The 17,150-nt window shown below is 35.2% G+C and carries 14 protein-coding genes; 10 read left to right on the top strand and 4 right to left on the bottom strand.

Annotation, left to right across the window (positions count from 1 at the left end; all coding sequences use genetic code 11):
* Nucleotides 1-61: 61 nt before the first annotated feature.
* Complete coding sequence (locus E0F91_RS09855; protein ID WP_132066376.1) at nt 62-865, bottom strand: THC0290_0291 family protein; 804 nt, start codon at nt 863-865, stop codon at nt 62-64.
* A gap of 277 nt (nt 866-1,142) precedes the next feature.
* Here E0F91_RS09855 and gdhA point away from each other — a divergent pair, with 277 nt between their 5' ends.
* From gdhA to E0F91_RS09895, 8 genes are all read left to right on the top strand, one after another.
* Entirely contained in the window at nt 1,143-2,486 is a 1,344-nt protein-coding gene (gene gdhA / locus E0F91_RS09860) for an NADP-specific glutamate dehydrogenase (protein ID WP_132066377.1), read from the top strand.
* Between the two features lie 125 nt (nt 2,487-2,611).
* Nucleotides 2,612-4,900, top strand: a complete 2,289-nt coding sequence (porZ, locus tag E0F91_RS09865) for a type IX secretion system anionic LPS delivery protein PorZ (protein WP_132066379.1) — start codon at nt 2,612-2,614, stop codon at nt 4,898-4,900.
* A gap of 59 nt (nt 4,901-4,959) precedes the next feature.
* Nucleotides 4,960-5,673, top strand: a complete 714-nt coding sequence (gene recO / locus E0F91_RS09870) for a DNA repair protein RecO (RefSeq protein ID WP_132066380.1) — start codon at nt 4,960-4,962, stop codon at nt 5,671-5,673.
* A 110-nt stretch (nt 5,674-5,783) separates the two neighbouring features.
* Nucleotides 5,784-6,245: a hypothetical protein gene (locus tag E0F91_RS09875; RefSeq protein WP_132066381.1), complete on the top strand. Its 462-nt coding sequence runs from the start codon at nt 5,784-5,786 to the stop codon at nt 6,243-6,245.
* A complete protein-coding gene (locus tag E0F91_RS09880; RefSeq protein ID WP_132066382.1) occupies nt 6,235-6,435 on the top strand; it encodes a helix-turn-helix transcriptional regulator in 201 nt (66 codons plus the stop codon). The genes E0F91_RS09875 and E0F91_RS09880 overlap by 11 nt, the downstream gene beginning before the upstream one ends.
* A 130-nt stretch (nt 6,436-6,565) precedes the next feature.
* Entirely contained in the window at nt 6,566-10,009 is a 3,444-nt protein-coding gene (gene ileS, locus E0F91_RS09885) for an isoleucine--tRNA ligase (protein WP_132066383.1), read from the top strand.
* A 6-nt stretch (nt 10,010-10,015) separates the two neighbouring features.
* A complete protein-coding gene (locus E0F91_RS09890; RefSeq protein WP_132066384.1) occupies nt 10,016-10,396 on the top strand; it encodes a TraR/DksA family transcriptional regulator in 381 nt (126 codons plus the stop codon).
* Between the two features lie 85 nt (nt 10,397-10,481).
* Entirely contained in the window at nt 10,482-11,081 is a 600-nt protein-coding gene (locus E0F91_RS09895; RefSeq protein WP_132066385.1) for a lipoprotein signal peptidase, read from the top strand.
* A gap of 61 nt (nt 11,082-11,142) precedes the next feature.
* Here E0F91_RS09895 and E0F91_RS09900 read toward each other — a convergent pair whose 3' ends face one another.
* From E0F91_RS09900 to E0F91_RS09910, 3 genes are read right to left on the bottom strand one after another with little or no spacing between them, the layout of a single operon-like run.
* Nucleotides 11,143-11,340, bottom strand: coding sequence for a hypothetical protein (locus E0F91_RS09900; protein ID WP_073352846.1), 198 nt, complete (start codon nt 11,338-11,340; stop codon nt 11,143-11,145).
* A 43-nt stretch (nt 11,341-11,383) separates the two neighbouring features.
* Complete coding sequence (locus E0F91_RS09905; RefSeq protein WP_132066386.1) at nt 11,384-11,953, bottom strand: 5-formyltetrahydrofolate cyclo-ligase; 570 nt, start codon at nt 11,951-11,953, stop codon at nt 11,384-11,386.
* Nucleotides 11,940-12,917, bottom strand: a complete 978-nt coding sequence (locus tag E0F91_RS09910) for a succinylglutamate desuccinylase/aspartoacylase family protein (RefSeq protein ID WP_132066387.1) — start codon at nt 12,915-12,917, stop codon at nt 11,940-11,942. The genes E0F91_RS09905 and E0F91_RS09910 overlap by 14 nt, the downstream gene beginning before the upstream one ends.
* A gap of 137 nt (nt 12,918-13,054) precedes the next feature.
* Here E0F91_RS09910 and uvrC point away from each other — a divergent pair, with 137 nt between their 5' ends.
* Nucleotides 13,055-14,857, top strand: a complete 1,803-nt coding sequence (gene uvrC, locus E0F91_RS09915) for an excinuclease ABC subunit UvrC (protein ID WP_132066388.1) — start codon at nt 13,055-13,057, stop codon at nt 14,855-14,857.
* 36 nt (nt 14,858-14,893) lie between these two features.
* The gene (locus tag E0F91_RS09920) at nt 14,894-17,092 is read left to right on the top strand and encodes a patatin-like phospholipase family protein (protein WP_132066389.1); all 2,199 of its coding nucleotides are present in this window, start codon (nt 14,894-14,896) and stop codon (nt 17,090-17,092) included.
* Nucleotides 17,093-17,150 lie beyond the last annotated feature (58 nt).

Here is a 17,150-nt window from a genome sequence, read left to right on the forward strand (position 1 = left end):
TTCTATCCCGAAGTGTCGGGAAATAATTGGAGCTTTTGTTTTTATATCAATTATGGGAATGTTATTGTAAGTAATAAATATAACCTACATTGAACCAAACCAACCAGTCGTTTGCTTTGTTTTCTTTATAAATCTCCGGATTTGGATTTAAACCATCAACCCAGTTCGAAAAGAAATATTGAAATCTTAAGTCGACCATTAAATCTGATAATGGGGCTAACTTATAACGGGTTCCTACACTGGAAACAATGGACCAAACGGTCCCGCTCTCCGAAGAAAACCCATAGGGACGGCCATCTGTTGGTGTTAAATATTTAGGAAACGTTGTCAAAGGAGTTCCTAACGGACCCAGCGTAGAGGACGCTTCTGCATTGTAATAGCTAAATTGCCCACCAAGACTTATAAATGGACCTAAACTGCCTGTTCTGGCTGTGAAATCACGAATACTCCACGGGAAAAATTCCAGTTGCATACCAAGATTAGTTACTGCTGTACTCCCGCTCATTGCTTTCAATTGCTCTTTTCCTAGCGAAGGTTTTCCTTCAACGTATTGGCCAAAATGGTGCAATTCAGTTTTGTTATAAGATAGTTCCGATCTTAATTTGAAATGATCATTGAAATAAGTTTCAGGCGTATAGCAATTGCATTCTGCTTTATAGGAAAAGTTTAAATAATGTATAAGTCCAATACCTACTCCGGTATTTCCGGCGTTTGTTGACAAGTCATAACGCTCTCCATAATCAGATTGAAAAGCAACCGGTCCAGCAATAATTCCAATTTCATGCGAAAACCCGCCGAACTGAGCATGTGAACTAGTAGAAAACCCAATAAAGATTAGTAAAAGTGGTATTATCTGTTTGATCATTAGGGTGTAAAATTTTCAAATCCCGACAAATATATAAAAACCTCATGCATTTATTTAATAAAATAAAAATTAAAAATAAGCAGACAAAATCTTATTTGCTTACGAAAGTGTTAGTAATTAGCTTTAAAAGGGTATATCTTAAACAGAATTGTTTGTGAATGGGTAATAAAAAGATAATTCTATTGATAAATAAAAAAAACTGGGGCTGAATATTTTTATAAAATGTATCTTTGTACAGTATAACGAAATCGTTTTCTTAATTAATAATTTATAATCTATGTTACTAAAAGTAAATGATTTTATGGCTCAAGTTGAAGCCAAGAATCCAAATGAACCTGAATTTATTCAAGCTGTTAGGGAATTTGCAGAAACTGTAATTCCATTTATTGCAGAGCAAAAAAAATACGACGGAAAAAACTTACTCTTAAGAATAGCTGAGCCAGAACGTTCAATCATATTTCGTGTTCCGTGGGTAGACGATTTGGGTGAAATCCAGGTCAATAGAGGTTTCAGAATTCAAATGAACTCAGCAATTGGACCGTATAAAGGTGGAATCCGTTTTCATCATAGCGTAAACTTATCGGTACTTAAGTTTTTAGCATTCGAACAAGTGTTCAAAAATAGTTTGACTACTTTGCCAATGGGCGGAGGGAAAGGCGGATCTGATTTTGATCCACAAGGAAAATCGGATGGTGAAGTAATGCGTTTCTGTCAGTCTTTCATGACAGAATTGTGTAGACATATTGGACCACAATTAGACGTTCCCGCAGGAGATATTGGAGTTGGAGCTAGAGAAATTGGTTATTTATTTGGTCAATACAAAAGAATAAAAAACGAATTTACTGGAGTTCTAACAGGTAAAGGATTAGCTTATGGAGGTTCATTGATCAGACCGGAAGCTACAGGTTACGGAGTTGTTTATTTTGCAGAACAGATGTTAAAAACTATTGGTCAAAGCATTCAAGGTAAAACCGTTGCCATTTCTGGATTTGGAAATGTGGCTTGGGGAGTAGCGTTGAAAGTGAATGATCTTGGAGGAAAAGTAGTTACTATTTCAGGGCCTGATGGTTATATTTATGACGAAGAAGGGATTTCTGGTGATAAAATTGATTTCATGCTTGAAATGAGAGCAAGAGGTGATAATAGAGCGGAAGCTTATTTAGAAAAATATCCAAAAGCAGTTTTCCATAGAGGCAAAAGCGTTTGGGAAGTTAAAGTAGATATTGCAATTCCTTGTGCGACTCAAAATGAGTTAAACGAAGAAGATGCTATAAACTTAATTGCAAATGGTGTTATTTGTGTAACTGAAGCTGCAAATATGCCTTGTACGTTAGAAGCTATCAAACAATTCTTGAATGCTAAAGTGCTTTTTGCACCAGGTAAAGCAGCAAATGCTGGTGGTGTAGCGGCTTCAGGATTAGAGATGACCCAAAACTCGATTCGTTTGAACTGGACCAGCGAAGAAGTAGATGGTAGATTAAAAGAAATCATGGTTGGAATCCACAATCAATGTAAAAAATACGGAACCGACGAGGAAGGATATGTAAACTATGTAAAAGGAGCGAACATTGCTGGATTTGTAAAAGTGGCTGATGCTATGTTAGCGCAAGGAGTGGTGTAAATCAACAATATTTATAATTTAGAATGCCTTCAACCAATGTTATTGGTAGAGGGCATTTTTTTTATGTAACAAAATGCTAAGACCTCCGTTTGTTCTATATTTGTAAATCACTATTCACGCAAATAATGAAAAAGAATGTATTCTATTTTTTGCTTCTACTCTCTACGCAAATAGGGTTTTCCCAAAATAATTTGTTGTGGCAGGGTTATTTCTCTTATAACGAAATCAAAGATATCTCAGAATCTGCGACGGTAGTTTTTGCTGCGTCTGAAAATGCATTATTCTCTAAAAACACAACTACAAGCGAGATTAAAACGACCAATACTATAGATGGACTTTCAGGGCAAACCATTTCGGCGGTATACCACAGCATGAAATTCAATAAAACAATTGTGGGTTATGAAAATGGATTGATAATAGTTATTAATGAATTGGATGGTAGCCTGCTGAATGTAGTAGATATTATCAGCAAGCAACTTCCATCAGATATAAAAAAAATCAATCATTTTACGGAGTTTGAAGGTATTGCTTATATTTCTTGTGACTTTGGGATTGTTCAATTCAATCTGAATACATTGCAATTTGGAGATACTTATTTTATAGGAGATAATGGTGCCGAAATAATAGTAAATCAAACTACAGTATTTAATGGGTTTATTTATGCGGCTACTAACCAGGGAATAAGGAGAGCGTCTATTACCAATGTAAATTTAATCGATTTTAAGCAGTGGACAACCATTGCTACAGGAAGTTGGTCTAGCGCAACCAGTTTTGGTACTGATTTGTATGCCATAAATAATTTTGGATTTATTCATAGATTTAATTCGGTTTCTAATACCTTCAATGGAATTATCCAGCTCTCTCAGCCTGCAGTAGACCTGAGAGCAACAGCAGGATATCTGATTGTAACAACTTTGAATAGTATCTATATTTACAACAGTCAAATGGCTTTAGTGCGCCAGATAAATACAGGCCAAATTTCGGAAAGTAATGTGGCATTCACTTGTGCCACCACAGTAGGGGATGCTATTTTTATTGGGACAAAAGAAAACGGATTGATTACAGCTTCACTTTCTTTAGCTTCAAGTTTTGAGAACATAACGCCTATTGGTCCTTCGAGAAACAACATATTTGCTCTTCAAGCTACACCTAACGTTCTTTGGGCAGTATATGGAGATTATTCAGCTGATTATAATCCCTATCCTTTGAATAGTTATGGAGTGAGTAAGTTGAATGAAAGCGGATGGTTGAATATTCCGTATGAAAAAGTTTTTGGTGCGCAATCGATTACCAGAATTACAATAAATCCAAGTGATGAAAACCAAGTGTACGCTAGCTCTTTTTTTTCGGGATTATTAAAAATTGAAAACGATGAACCCAAAATTTTGTATAACCAAACGAATAGCGGTTTAGAGTCTTTGACGTTTGTAGGTCCCAATTATATTGATATAAGAGTCAATGGAACCGTGTTTGATAAATCTGGAAATCTCTGGGTTACTACCAGCCGAATAAAAAATGGACTGAAAGTATTGAAAACAAATGGACAATGGCAAAGCTATGCAATGGACGTTATTCTAGAATCAGCCATAGATAATAATTTTGGGACAATCGCCATCGATAAAAATGGAACAAAATGGCTCTCTACTAGTGGAGATGGTGTTATTGGTTTTAATGAAAGTACGTCTAAATTCAAGAAAATAACAACAGGTCCAGATGCTGGAAATTTGCCAATTTCTGATGTCAGAACAGTTGCGGTAGATGCCAGAAACCAACTTTGGATAGGGACTACAAAAGGGTTACGTGTTTTGCCAAATGTAGGGAGTTTTCAATTGGAAGATCAAATGACCGCTAATCCAATCATTATTTTAGATGATAATCTGGCTCAAGAATTATTATATGAACAGTTCATTACTGATATTGCTGTAGATGGAGCCAATAACAAATGGATAGGTACCGCTGATTCGGGGTTGTTTTTAGTTTCACCAAACGGACAGGAAACCAAATACCATTTTACGATAAACAATTCTCCTTTGCCTAGTAATGTTATCAATGATATTGATATCAACAGTACCACTGGAGAAGTTTTTATTGCAACTGCTAAAGGTTTGGTTTCCTTTAAAGGCACTGCAACTTCGGCAAATGATGATTTAAGTAAGGCGTATGTGTATCCAAATCCAGTAAGGCCCGAGTATACAGGAACCGTTAAGATTGCAGGTTTAATAGATAGAGCGAATGTTAAGATTACGGATATTGGAGGAAATTTGGTTTATGAAACTACTTCGCAAGGAGGTACAATAGAATGGGATACCACCGCTTTTGGCAAATATAAAGTAGCCTCTGGTGTGTATATGATTTTTATTTCGGCGCAAGACGGTGTAGAAACCAAAGTAAAAAAAGTAATGATAATCAGGTAATTGACAAGGATGGACTTATTTTTTCAACCTTTAAATTTTTCAATCTTTAAATTAAAATTGTGCAAGTCAAAACAAAAGCGATAGTTCTCTCCTCCTTAAAATTTCAGGAAAAAAGCCTGATTGTAAAATGTTTTACGCTATCTCATGGGTTGAAATCGTACTTTGTTCGGGATGCTTTTTCGAGCCGAAAAGCCAATCAAAAAATCGCTTACTTCCAGCCACTCACGATTCTTGAAATAGAAGCCGTTCATAAAAACAAAGGCACTTTGGAAAATTTCAAGGAAATAAAAATCGCTTCGGCTTTTCATTCCATTCACTCGGATATTTATAAAAGTACGATCGTGATGTTTATCTCCGAAATGCTGCACCATTCCATTCACGAAGAAGAGACAAATGAGGCACTTTTTAATTTTCTTGAGGCCGCTTTAAATTGGTTAGACAACCATGACGAAATTGCTAATTTTCATTTAATTTTATTGTTAGAAACCACAAAATATTTAGGTTTTTATCCGGACACTTCAGATATGGATATGCCTTTTTTCGAAATGAATGAAGGTGTTTTCACGCCTTTTCATGCAATCAGTTCGCTCACAGAACACGAAAGTAATTTGTTTAAAAAACTGATTGACTTAAAATTCGATAACAATCAAAAAACATTTCATGTCCTCGAAAGACAAATTGTTTTACGAATTCTTATTGATTATTATAGTTTTCATTTGGATGGTTTCAAAAAACCAAAATCTTTGGATGTTTTGAAGGAAGTTTTTTCTTGAAGGTAAATAGTAATTAAAATTTATTTTTTTATTTCAAAAAGTAAAGTATATTTGTCTTTTAATCTAGTTTGTTGTTCTTTATGGAAAGCAAGCTTTAACTAATTAACTTTATGGAACCAAAAGCAAAACAAGAAGGAGATATTGAAAAAATAGATAAGTTTACAGGTTATCAATTACCTAATAAATTTAAAATTGTTGGGTTAGTATTGTTTATTATTTCATTTATCTCAGTTCCTGTTATCTCTATCTATTTAGAAAATAATAAATACCAAGATTTATACCAGAGGATAGGTTCGACGATAGCTATTTTAAGTTTGCTCACGATAGCAATTTCTAAGGAAAAAGTAGAGGACGAATTAATCGCCAAAATACGCATGCAATCGTATCATTACGCTGTCATTGCAACTGTTCTTACGTATCTAACTATCCCATTTATTAATTTTATAATCATTTCAGTTTTTTCCTCAACATTAAAAATGGAAGGGAGTGAAGATATTCCAATATTGGGATTTTTACTTACGATTCAAATTCTAACTTTCAGGAAGTTAAAAAAGGCTTATTATGAAGAATAGACTTAAAATAGAACGTGCCATTTTGAATGTAACGCAAGAAGAATTAGCAGAAAGAATAGGCGTTTCTCGACAAACTATTAATTCTATCGAAACCAATCGGTTTGTGCCTTCAACAGTTTTGGCTTTGAAATTGTCAAAATTGTTTGGTAAATCAGTGAATGATTTTTTCGAATTAGAAGGGGATGAATAAAAGTATTTTTTGTCTCTTTATTAAGAAAGAAATAAATCGATTTTGCCTTAAAGCGTAACTTTCGACCTACGACTTTCGACTTTCGATTTTAATTTATTACTTTCGCACTTCGATTAAAGAAAAGGATAAAATGAGCACAAAATTTACTGAATACAAAGGACTTGACTTACCAACAGTAGCATCAGAAGTACTAGATTTTTGGAAGAAAGAAAATATATTTGAAAAGAGTGTAACCACACGCGAAGGCAATCAACCGTTTGTGTTTTTTGAAGGTCCGCCTTCGGCAAATGGATTACCGGGAATTCACCACGTAATGGCACGCGCCATTAAAGATATTTTTTGCCGTTATAAAACGCAAAAAGGGTTTCAAGTAAAACGTAAAGCCGGCTGGGATACGCATGGTTTGCCAGTTGAACTTGGAACAGAAAAAGAACTTGGAATTACCAAAGAAGATATTGGGAAAACTATTTCTATCGAGGAATATAACGAAGCGTGTAAAAAAACCGTAATGCGTTATACGGATGTATGGAATGATTTGACCGAAAAAATGGGCTATTGGGTGGATATGGAAGATCCGTATGTGACTTACAAATCCAAATACATGGAAACGGTTTGGTGGATTTTGAAACAAATCTATAATAAAGATTTGATGTACAAAGGCTATACGATTCAGCCGTACTCTCCAAAAGCAGGAACAGGATTGTCTTCTCACGAAGTGAATCAACCAGGAAGTTACCGTGATGTAACGGATACGACTGTTGTGGCACAATTTAAAAGCCCCCTAACCCCCGAAGGGGGAACAGGAAATTCGATAGCAAAAGCTTTCGGATTAGGGTCAATTGCTTTGGAGGAGATGGGGGAAGCTTTTTTCTTAGCTTGGACGACAACCCCTTGGACTTTGCCAAGTAACACCGCACTTACTGTAGGACCAAAAATTGATTATGTTTTAGTAGAAACCTTCAATCAATATACATTTCGTCCTACGAAAGTGATTCTGGCTAAGAATTTAGTTGGAAAACAATTCGGGAAAGGGTTCTTCGAAAGTACGGAACCTGCAGATTTTGAAAATTTCAAAGAAGGCGACAAAAAAATCCCTTATCAAGTTTTAGCAGAATGCAAAGGAGCGGATTTAGTGGATATTCGTTACGAACAATTAATGCCATTGGTACTTCCGTATCAAAATGCGGCAAATGCGTTTCGAGTGATTGCGGGTGATTTTGTTACTACCGAAGACGGGACAGGAATTGTACATACGTCACCAACTTTTGGTGCTGATGATGCAAAAGTAGCTAAAGAAGCGACACCAGAAATCCCACCAATGTTAGTTTTAGACGAAAATGGAACTCCGGTTCCGTTAGTAGATTTGCAAGGAAAATTTGTTCAAGGACTTGGGAATTTTTCGGGAAAATATGTAAAAAATGAGTATTATAATGAAGGCGAAGCACCGGAACGTTCGGTAGATGTTGAGATTGCTATTCAGTTAAAAGAAGAAAACAAGGCGTTCAAAGTAGAAAAATACGTGCACAGTTACCCACATTGCTGGAGAACAGACAAGCCTATTTTATATTATCCATTAGATTCTTGGTTCATAAAAATCTCTGAAGTTAAAGACAGAATGTTCGACTTGAACGAAACGATCAACTGGAAGCCAAAAGCAACCGGAGAAGGACGTTTTGGGAATTGGTTGAAAAATGCCAATGACTGGAATTTATCGCGTTCCAGATTCTGGGGAATTCCATTGCCAATTTGGAGAACCGAAGACAAACAAGAAGAAATCTTGATTGGTTCAGTTGAAGAATTATACAACGAAATCGAAAAATCGATCGCAGCTGGTTTTCAAAAGGAAAATCCTTTTAAAGGTTTTGAAATTGGAAATATGGCCGAAACGAATTACGATTTAGTTGATTTACATAAAAATGTAGTGGATGAAATCACTTTGGTTTCTGCTTCTGGCAAACCAATGACGCGTGAAGCGGACTTGATTGATGTTTGGTTCGATTCAGGTTCCATGCCGTATGCGCAGTGGCATTATCCTTTTGAAAACAAAGAAAAAATAGATCAAAACCAAGATTTTCCTGCTGATTTTATTGCAGAAGGAGTGGATCAAACACGTGGTTGGTTTTATACCTTGCATGCTATTGGAACATTAGTTTTTGATAAAGTAGCATACAAAAATGTAGTTTCTAACGGATTGGTTTTAGATAAAAACGGACAAAAAATGTCCAAACGTTTAGGCAATGCTGCAGATCCATTTGAAACATTAAAAGAATATGGTCCTGATGCGACGCGTTGGTACATGATTTCAAATGCAAATCCTTGGGACAATTTGAAATTTGATTTAGAGGGAATCGCTGAGGTCCGCAGAAAATTCTTTGGCACTTTATACAATACGTATTCGTTCTTTAGTTTATACGCAAATATTGATGGTTTTAAATATGATGAAGCGGAGATTCCCGTAAACGAAAGACCGGAAATTGACCAGTGGGTCATCTCTGAGTTGAATACTTTGATCAAAGAAGTTGATGGTTTTTATGCGGATTATGAGCCAACAAAAGCAGCTCGTGCCATCTCTGAATTTGTTCAGGAAAACCTAAGTAATTGGTACGTTCGTTTGTGTAGAAGGCGCTTCTGGAAAGGGGAATATGCACAAGATAAAATTGCGGCTTATCAAACTTTATACACCTGTTTGTTGACCATAAGTAAACTAGGCGCACCTATTGCTCCGTTCTTTATGGATAAACTTTACAGAGATTTAACTTTAGCAACACAGTCGGAAAAGTACGACAGTGTACATTTGGCGGAGTTTCCAATTTCGGTTGACAACTATGTTAATAAAATGTTAGAAAGCAAAATGCAAAAAGCACAGACGATCTCATCACTCGTTTTATCGCTCCGAAAAAAGGAAATGATAAAGGTGCGTCAACCGTTGCAAAAGGTAATGATTCCGGTGCTTGACGACAATCAAAGAGCTGAAATTGAAGCTATTTCTGACCTTATAAAAGCAGAGGTAAACGTGAAAGAAATCGTACTTTTGGACGATGCTTCCGGTGTTTTGGTAAAACAGATTAAACCTAATTTTAAAGCGCTCGGACCCCGTTTCGGAAAAGATATGGGCTTGATTTCTAAGGAAATACAAGGTTTTTCGAAAGAGCAAATTGCTCAATTAGATAAGGAAGGAAGTCTGGATATTGTTATTGCAGGAAATAACGTAACTTTAACCGTAGAAGATGTAGAAATTACGTCACAGGATATTGAAGGTTGGCTCGTCGCCAACTCAAATGGAATAACGGTTGCGCTTGACATTACAATTTCAGAAGTCTTGAAGCAAGAAGGAATTGCTAGAGAATTAGTAAACAGAATTCAGAATATCCGTAAAGATTCTGGATTTGAAGTTACGGATAAAATCAAGGTTCAATTGAAAAGAAATGGACTCTTAGAAGAAGCGATTCTTAAAAATGAAGACTATATTAAATCGGAAACATTAACGAGTGATTTAGTTTTTGTTGATGATTTGGAATTGGGTACAGAAATAGAATTTGACGATATAAAAACAATGCTATTAATTTCTAAATAATATAAAATGGTAGATGAAGCTACACGATACTCTGATGCTGACTTAGCGGAGTTTAAAGTGATAATAATTAATAAAATACAAAAAGCACAATCCGATTTAGATTTGATTAAAAGTGCTTACATGAACGATCTGAATAATGGTACAGATGATACGTCTCCAACATTCAAAGCATTTGAAGAAGGAAGTGAAACAATGTCTAAGGAAGCAAACTCACAACTGGCGATTCGTCAGGAAAAGTTTATTCGTGATTTGAAAAATGCACTCTTCCGTGTTGAAAATAAAACGTACGGAGTTTGTAAAGTTACCGGTAAACTAATTGGAAAAGAAAGATTAAAAATCGTTCCACATGCAACTATGAGTATTGAAGCAAAGAACTTGCAACGATAAACCTGCTGTTAAACAAGATTTAACGCTCCATTAGGAGCGTTTTTTTTGATTAAATTGCTATTTTTGCCCCATTAAAATTTATAAAATGTCATTACGAAAAGCATATCTCCTTATTTTTATCATATTACTTGTTGATCAAGTTTCTAAAATTTACATTAAAACTAACTTTATTTTAGGAGAAGAAGTGGAAGTCTTCAGATGGTTCAAAATTCTATTCATTGAAAATGAGGGAATGGCCTGGGGAACAAAAATCCCGGGAACTTATGGTAAATTGTTCCTGACGCTTTTTAGATTGGTTGCCGTAGGTGGGATTGGGTATTGGTTATGGGATTCTGTGGAGAAAAAGCACAGCTCAAATTACTTAATTGTTGCAATCGCTTTAATTTTTGCGGGTGCTTTTGGTAATATTATCGATTCTGTTTTTTACGGTGTTATTTTTGATGATAGTCAACAGCAATTGGCAACTTTGTTCTCAGATCAACCGTATGGAACTTGGTTTCACGGTCAAGTAGTAGATATGTTTTACTTCCCTTTTTGGCACGGAATTTTGCCAAGTTGGTTGCCAATTTGGGGCGGAAAAGAATTTACTTTTTTCAACGCCATCTTCAATATTGCCGATATGGCAATTTCTACTGGAGTTGGAATTTTAATTTTTTTCAACAAAAAAGCATTTCATCATAATTAGATTCAACGCTTTTCACAACATACAAAAAAGACCTGTTCAAATCATGAACAGGTCTTTTTGGTTAATTTTTATTATGTCCCGGAGCGTAACGTTTTGCGCTTTTTCCACCGTATATTTTTTTAGCTTGACCTGGTGGAAGCCTTTTAGCTTTGTAGGTAGATCTGCTCGTTCCAGTGTGAATGCTGCAGTTTGAAAAGGAAACTGCAAAAAGAAGTACCATGATGCTTACCGCTACTCTTGAATTTTTAAATGTTCTCATAACTTGATTAAATTTTATCTGCTGCGAAAGTACAGATTAAAAGTTAAAACGAGTGAATTGAATTTGGCGTCACACAATAATTCAGTTGTATATCACCTTCAAAAACATCGGTAATTAGTTCTTCGGGTTCGAAGAAAGAAAGGCCAATCTTGATGGTATCTGGTTTGCATTCGGATAGAAATTTATCATAAAATCCTTTTCCATAACCCACGCGATGTCCTTTTTTATCGAAAGCCAAAAGCGGAACAAAAACGATATCAATCTTATTGGAGGGAACTTCAATACCATCTACAGGTTCTGGAATATTGTATTGGTTTTTCTTTATTTTAGTATTGTCTGTCAGAAGAAAATGTCTCATGTTTCTCGTCAAAAAATCACTTTTAGAAATAATAATGTCCTTGTCTTTTCCAGATAGCAAGTGTAAAATAAATTCGGTGTTGACTTCTTTGTGTTCGGAAATGGGCAGGAAAATATGAAAATAGGTTTTCTCCCAAATCGGAATGGTAAGCAGTTTATTGGCTATAGCCAAACTCATTTCTTCCACTTCATCTTCCGAAAGGTTTTGTCGAAGATTTTTGTATTTTATTCTTAATTCTTTTTTAGTGCTTTGCATTTAAAATGGTCTTTGAAATATGATAAATGGCATCGCCTTGATACACAATTGGAGCTTGATTTCCGTTAATGATAAACCCGTCATTTGGAGCTTTTATTTTGCGTTCAAATTTTCCAAATGGATCTGTTATTGTTGCTAAAATAGTGCCTTTTGCTACAAATAGACCTATAAAGCCGTTGTCGTGCAGTAAGCCTGAACATTTTGCACGGACCCAGGCTGATTTTTGAATGTAAATGGTCTTTTTTTCTGGACTCTTGAGAACATGATGCTCAGCTAACATGTTAAGATGTGACAGAATGCGTTTAGCACCTTCAACCCCAGCATGGGCTACTGGATAATCGATATTTAGTGATTTTCCACCTTCAAAAAGGAGCATTTTTACATCTAGCTTTTGACTGGCATTTCTAAAACTTCCAGCAATATTATTGGAAAACAAAGTGAAGGGAGCATTAAAGACATCGGCTAAATCTTTAAGCGCTTCGTTATTTGGAGCTAACCTGATTTGCGGAGCATTAAATCGACTGGCGCCACCAGCATGAAAATCAACTGCATAATCTATAAGTGGCATTATTTCAGTTAGAATGTGATAGGCAAATCGACTCGCTAAAGAACCTTTTTTGCTTCCTGGAAAGACTCTATTTAAGTCTCTGCCGTCAGGAAATTCCCTAGATTGATTTACAAAACCAAACATATTGATTACGGGAATACAGATGATAGTGCCTATCTTTGGTTTGTTTATCTTTTTTGTAATTAACTGCCTTACAATTTCAACTCCATTTATTTCATCACCATGAATTCCTGCTGAAAACAGTATGGTAGGTCCTTCAATTTTTGACCGTTGAACAACTATAGGGATTTTGAGTTTTGTAGCGTTGTGAAGTTTCGCAATTTCCATGTAAATAGTTTTACTTTGTCCAGGCAAAATAGTTTCTCCTAATATACTTATGGTTTTTGAGTTTTTCATATTGAATTAAAAGCTAAAAATAGAAATAATTATTTTGAATTCGTAAATTTGAAACGAAATAAGTAAAGGTTTGTAAAAGTAACAACCTTGCTAGAGAAAGTGGCATAAAACGACCCTTTTTTTGAAATAAATAAACCATGCAAAACCCAACTCTTGAACTTCAAATCCAAACTTTACCAGACAATCCCGGCGTATATCAATATTACGATAAGGAAGGTAAAATCCTGTATGTGGGCAAAGCCAAAAATCTAAAAAAAAGAGTCTCTTCTTATTTCAATAAAATTCATGACACGGCCAAAACTAATGTGCTCGTAAAGAAAATTGTAACCATCAGACACATTGTTGTTCCTACGGAAACCGATGCGCTGTTGCTAGAAAATAACCTTATAAAAACGCTGCAGCCACGCTATAACGTATTGCTGCGAGATGACAAAAGTTATCCTTGGTTGTGTATTAAGAAAGAACCTTTTTCCCGAATTTTTGCCACCAGAAGAATGGTCAAAGATGGGTCGGAATATTTTGGGCCGTATACCAGTTTCAAAACCGTAAGTACTATTCTGGATCTGATTAAAGAATTGTATCCGCTTCGAACTTGTAATTATGATTTGAGTAAAAGCAATATTGAAAGCGGGAAATTCAAGGTGTGTCTCGAATATCATATTGGTAATTGCATGGGTCCTTGTGAAGGTCATGAAACGCTTGAAAATTATCAAAAACAAGTAGATGCGATTCGGGAAATCTTGAAAGGGAACTTCAAGGAAAGCATGAAGGATTTTAAGCGAGTCATGACGAATCTGGCAGCCGACATGCATTTTGAAGAAGCACAAAAAATTAAGGAAAAAATAGAAATTCTGGAGAATTACCAATCGCGATCCACGATTGTTAATCCAAAAATTACCAACATCGATGTGTTTTCGATTGTTTCAGATGAAAGTGCGGCGTATGTGAATTTTTTGCAAATTTCACATGGTTCGATTATTCGTTCGCACACAATGGAAATCAAAAAGAAATTAGACGAGCCAGATGAAGAATTACTAGAATTGGCGATTATTGAATTGAGAGAGCGTTTTCAATTGTTGTCTCGAGAAGTGGTTGTCCCTTTTCATGTGGATTTGGGGGAGAATATAAAAATAACAGTTCCACAATTGGGAGACAAAAAGCAAATTCTGGATTTGTCGATTCGGAATGCTAAGTTCTACCGAATTGAACAACTCAAACAACTACAAATTGTAGATCCTGATCGCCATACCAAGAGAATTATGGCGCAAATGCAAAAAGACTTGAGGTTGCCGGTGGAGCCCAGACACATCGAATGTTTTGACAATTCGAATATTCAGGGAACCAATCCTGTGGCGGCTTGTGTAGTTTTTAAAGATGGAAAACCTAGCAAGAAGGATTACCGTCATTTTAATATAAAAACAGTCGAAGGACCGGATGATTTTGCTTCGATGACCGAAGTAGTTTACAGAAGATACAAACGATTATTGGACGAAAATCAACCATTGCCCAATTTAATAATTATTGATGGGGGAAAAGGACAATTGTCATCGGCGTTGAAAAGTATTGATGAATTGGGTTTGAGAGGAAAAATAACTATTATTGGTATTGCCAAAAGACTGGAAGAACTATTTTATCCAGGAGATTCTATTCCGCTGTATTTGGATAAAAGATCGGAAACCTTAAAAATAATTCAGCAATTGCGAAACGAGGCGCACCGTTTTGGGATTACGCATCACCGCGATAAAAGGAGTAAAGCGGCATTAAATTCCTCGATAGAATCCATTCCTGGCATTGGAGAAAAAACAATGCTGACTTTGATTCAACACTTTAAAAGTGTTAAAAGATTGAAATTAGCAACAGAAAAAGAAATTTCCGACGTTATAGGTGTATCAAAAGCCAAAAAAATTTCCGAATTTTACAAAGCAACAAACGAAAATTAACACCATCAGATTCTTTTACGGAACAAATTGCTGCTTATGAAGAAAATCACACTATTATTCATCGTTTTTATAAGTTTGGCTGTGTTTTCTCAAGAACAAAAAAGACCTAAAATAGGTTTGGTTTTAAGTGGTGGTGGTGCAAAAGGTTTTGCTCATATTGGAGTTTTGAAAGTATTGGAAGAAGCAGGTGTCAAGATCGATTACATTGGCGGAACTAGTATGGGTGCAGTTATTGGCGGTCTTTATGCCTCGGGATATAACGCATCCCAAATAGATTCTATTTTTCAAGCAACAGATTTCAATGAGTTAATCAACGATTTTATTCCCAGATCATCCAAGAATTTTTACGAAAGAAGAAACGACGAATTGTATGCGCTGGTTTTGCCCTTTAATAAAATGAAGATTGGAATTCCAGAAGCCTTGTCTAAAGGCATGTATAATTATAATTTATTGAGCAGAATAACCAGAAACGTAAGACACATCAAGGATTTTAACCAACTTCCCATTCCTTTTTTATGTATTGGAACCAATATTGAAACCGGCGAAGAAGTATTATTAAATAAAGGAAATTTAGCTCAGGCAATGATTGCAAGCTCTGCATTTCCCTCTTTGTTTTCTCCTGTAGAAATAGATGGAAAAATTTTAGTAGACGGTGGCGTTGTAAATAATTATCCAATTGAGGAAGTACGAAAATTGGGCGCTGATATCATTATTGGTGTCGATGTGCAAAATGATTTATTGGACCGGACTCAACTTAAGGATGCTACTAAGATTTTGGTACAAATCACTAATCTTCAGTCGATAGAGCGAATGAAAAAAAATGTAACCAACACGGATATTTATATTAAACCCGATATTACACAATACGGTGTAATCTCTTTTGATAAGGGAAGTGAAATTATAAGAAAGGGAGAGGAAGCCGCATTTGCTGTTTATGAACAAATAGAACGAATTGTTGAATTATCCAATCCGTACAGGAAGCCAAAGTTGGAGTTGCATTCAGACAGTCTGCAGATAAGAGCTATAAATAGTAATGAATTAGATAATTACACGAAAGAGTATGTCATTGGAAAATTAAGATTTAAGCCTGGTGCAAAAACGGGTTATGATGATTTGTTAAAAGGTATTAATAACATCAATGCGACTAAAAATTTTAGTGCTATATCGTATTCCTTAGAACCAAACAAAAACGATGTGGATTTGAATATTAATTTAAAAGAGAATCCAACAAAAACATATTTGAAATTTGGATTGCATTATGATAATTTGTTCAAAAGTGGTGTTTTAGTGAATTTGACACGTAAAAAAACACTTTTTAAAAATGATATTGCTTCTCTGGATATTGTTTTAGGCGATAATATCAGGTATAATTTAGATTATTATATCGAAAATGGATTTAATCTGAGTTTTGGGTTTAAATCGAATTACAATCAATTCAATAGAAATGTAGCGAAGGAAATAAGTAGTGCGACTTTTAATAATCCGGATATCAATTCTTTGAATATAGATTTTACAGACCTGACCAATCAGGCGTATTTCCAGTCTTTATTTGTTCAGAAATTTTTAATTGGAGGCGGAGTCGAGCTCAAATATTTAAAAATAAAATCGGAGACACTTGCTAATGTAGATCCCATAATTGACAATAGTAATTATCTGAGTCTTTTTGGATACATGAAATACGATTCTTTCGATAATAAATATTTTCCTAAAAAAGGATGGTATTTTTCAGGGGATATTCAATCCTATTTGCTGTCTTCAAATTATACCGGTGATTTTAAGCCGTACTCCATTGCCAAAGGAGATTTTGGAGTAGCGGCTACTCTATTTAAAAATGCTACCATCAAATTACAAACCGATGCCGGATTTTCTTTCGGTCAGGAAAGTGTGGCCTTTTTTAATTTTATTTTAGGGGGCTACGGATATAATCCATTGAATAATTTCAAATATTTATATGGATATGATTATTTGAGCATTGCAGCCAATAGTTATATAAAGTCAACTGGAACCATAGATTATGAGTTTTACAAAAAGAATCACGTCAATTTTTCGGCAAATTTTGCTAATATTGGAGATCGGATTTTTGAATCGGTAGATTGGATTTCAATACCAAAATATTCTGGTTATGCTGTTGGATATGGATTAGAAACGGTCATTGGGCCCATCGAAATAAAATATTCTTGGTCCCCGGAACAGCCCAAAGGATTTACATGGTTTAGCATTGGGTTTTTGTTTTAATTGTAATTTATTTCAATAATAATTCCGATATTTGTTATAATGAAAACAAAATGGCTAG

The sequence above is a fragment of the Flavobacterium sandaracinum genome, from assembly GCF_004349135.1.
GTDB lineage: Bacteria > Bacteroidota > Bacteroidia > Flavobacteriales > Flavobacteriaceae > Flavobacterium > Flavobacterium sandaracinum.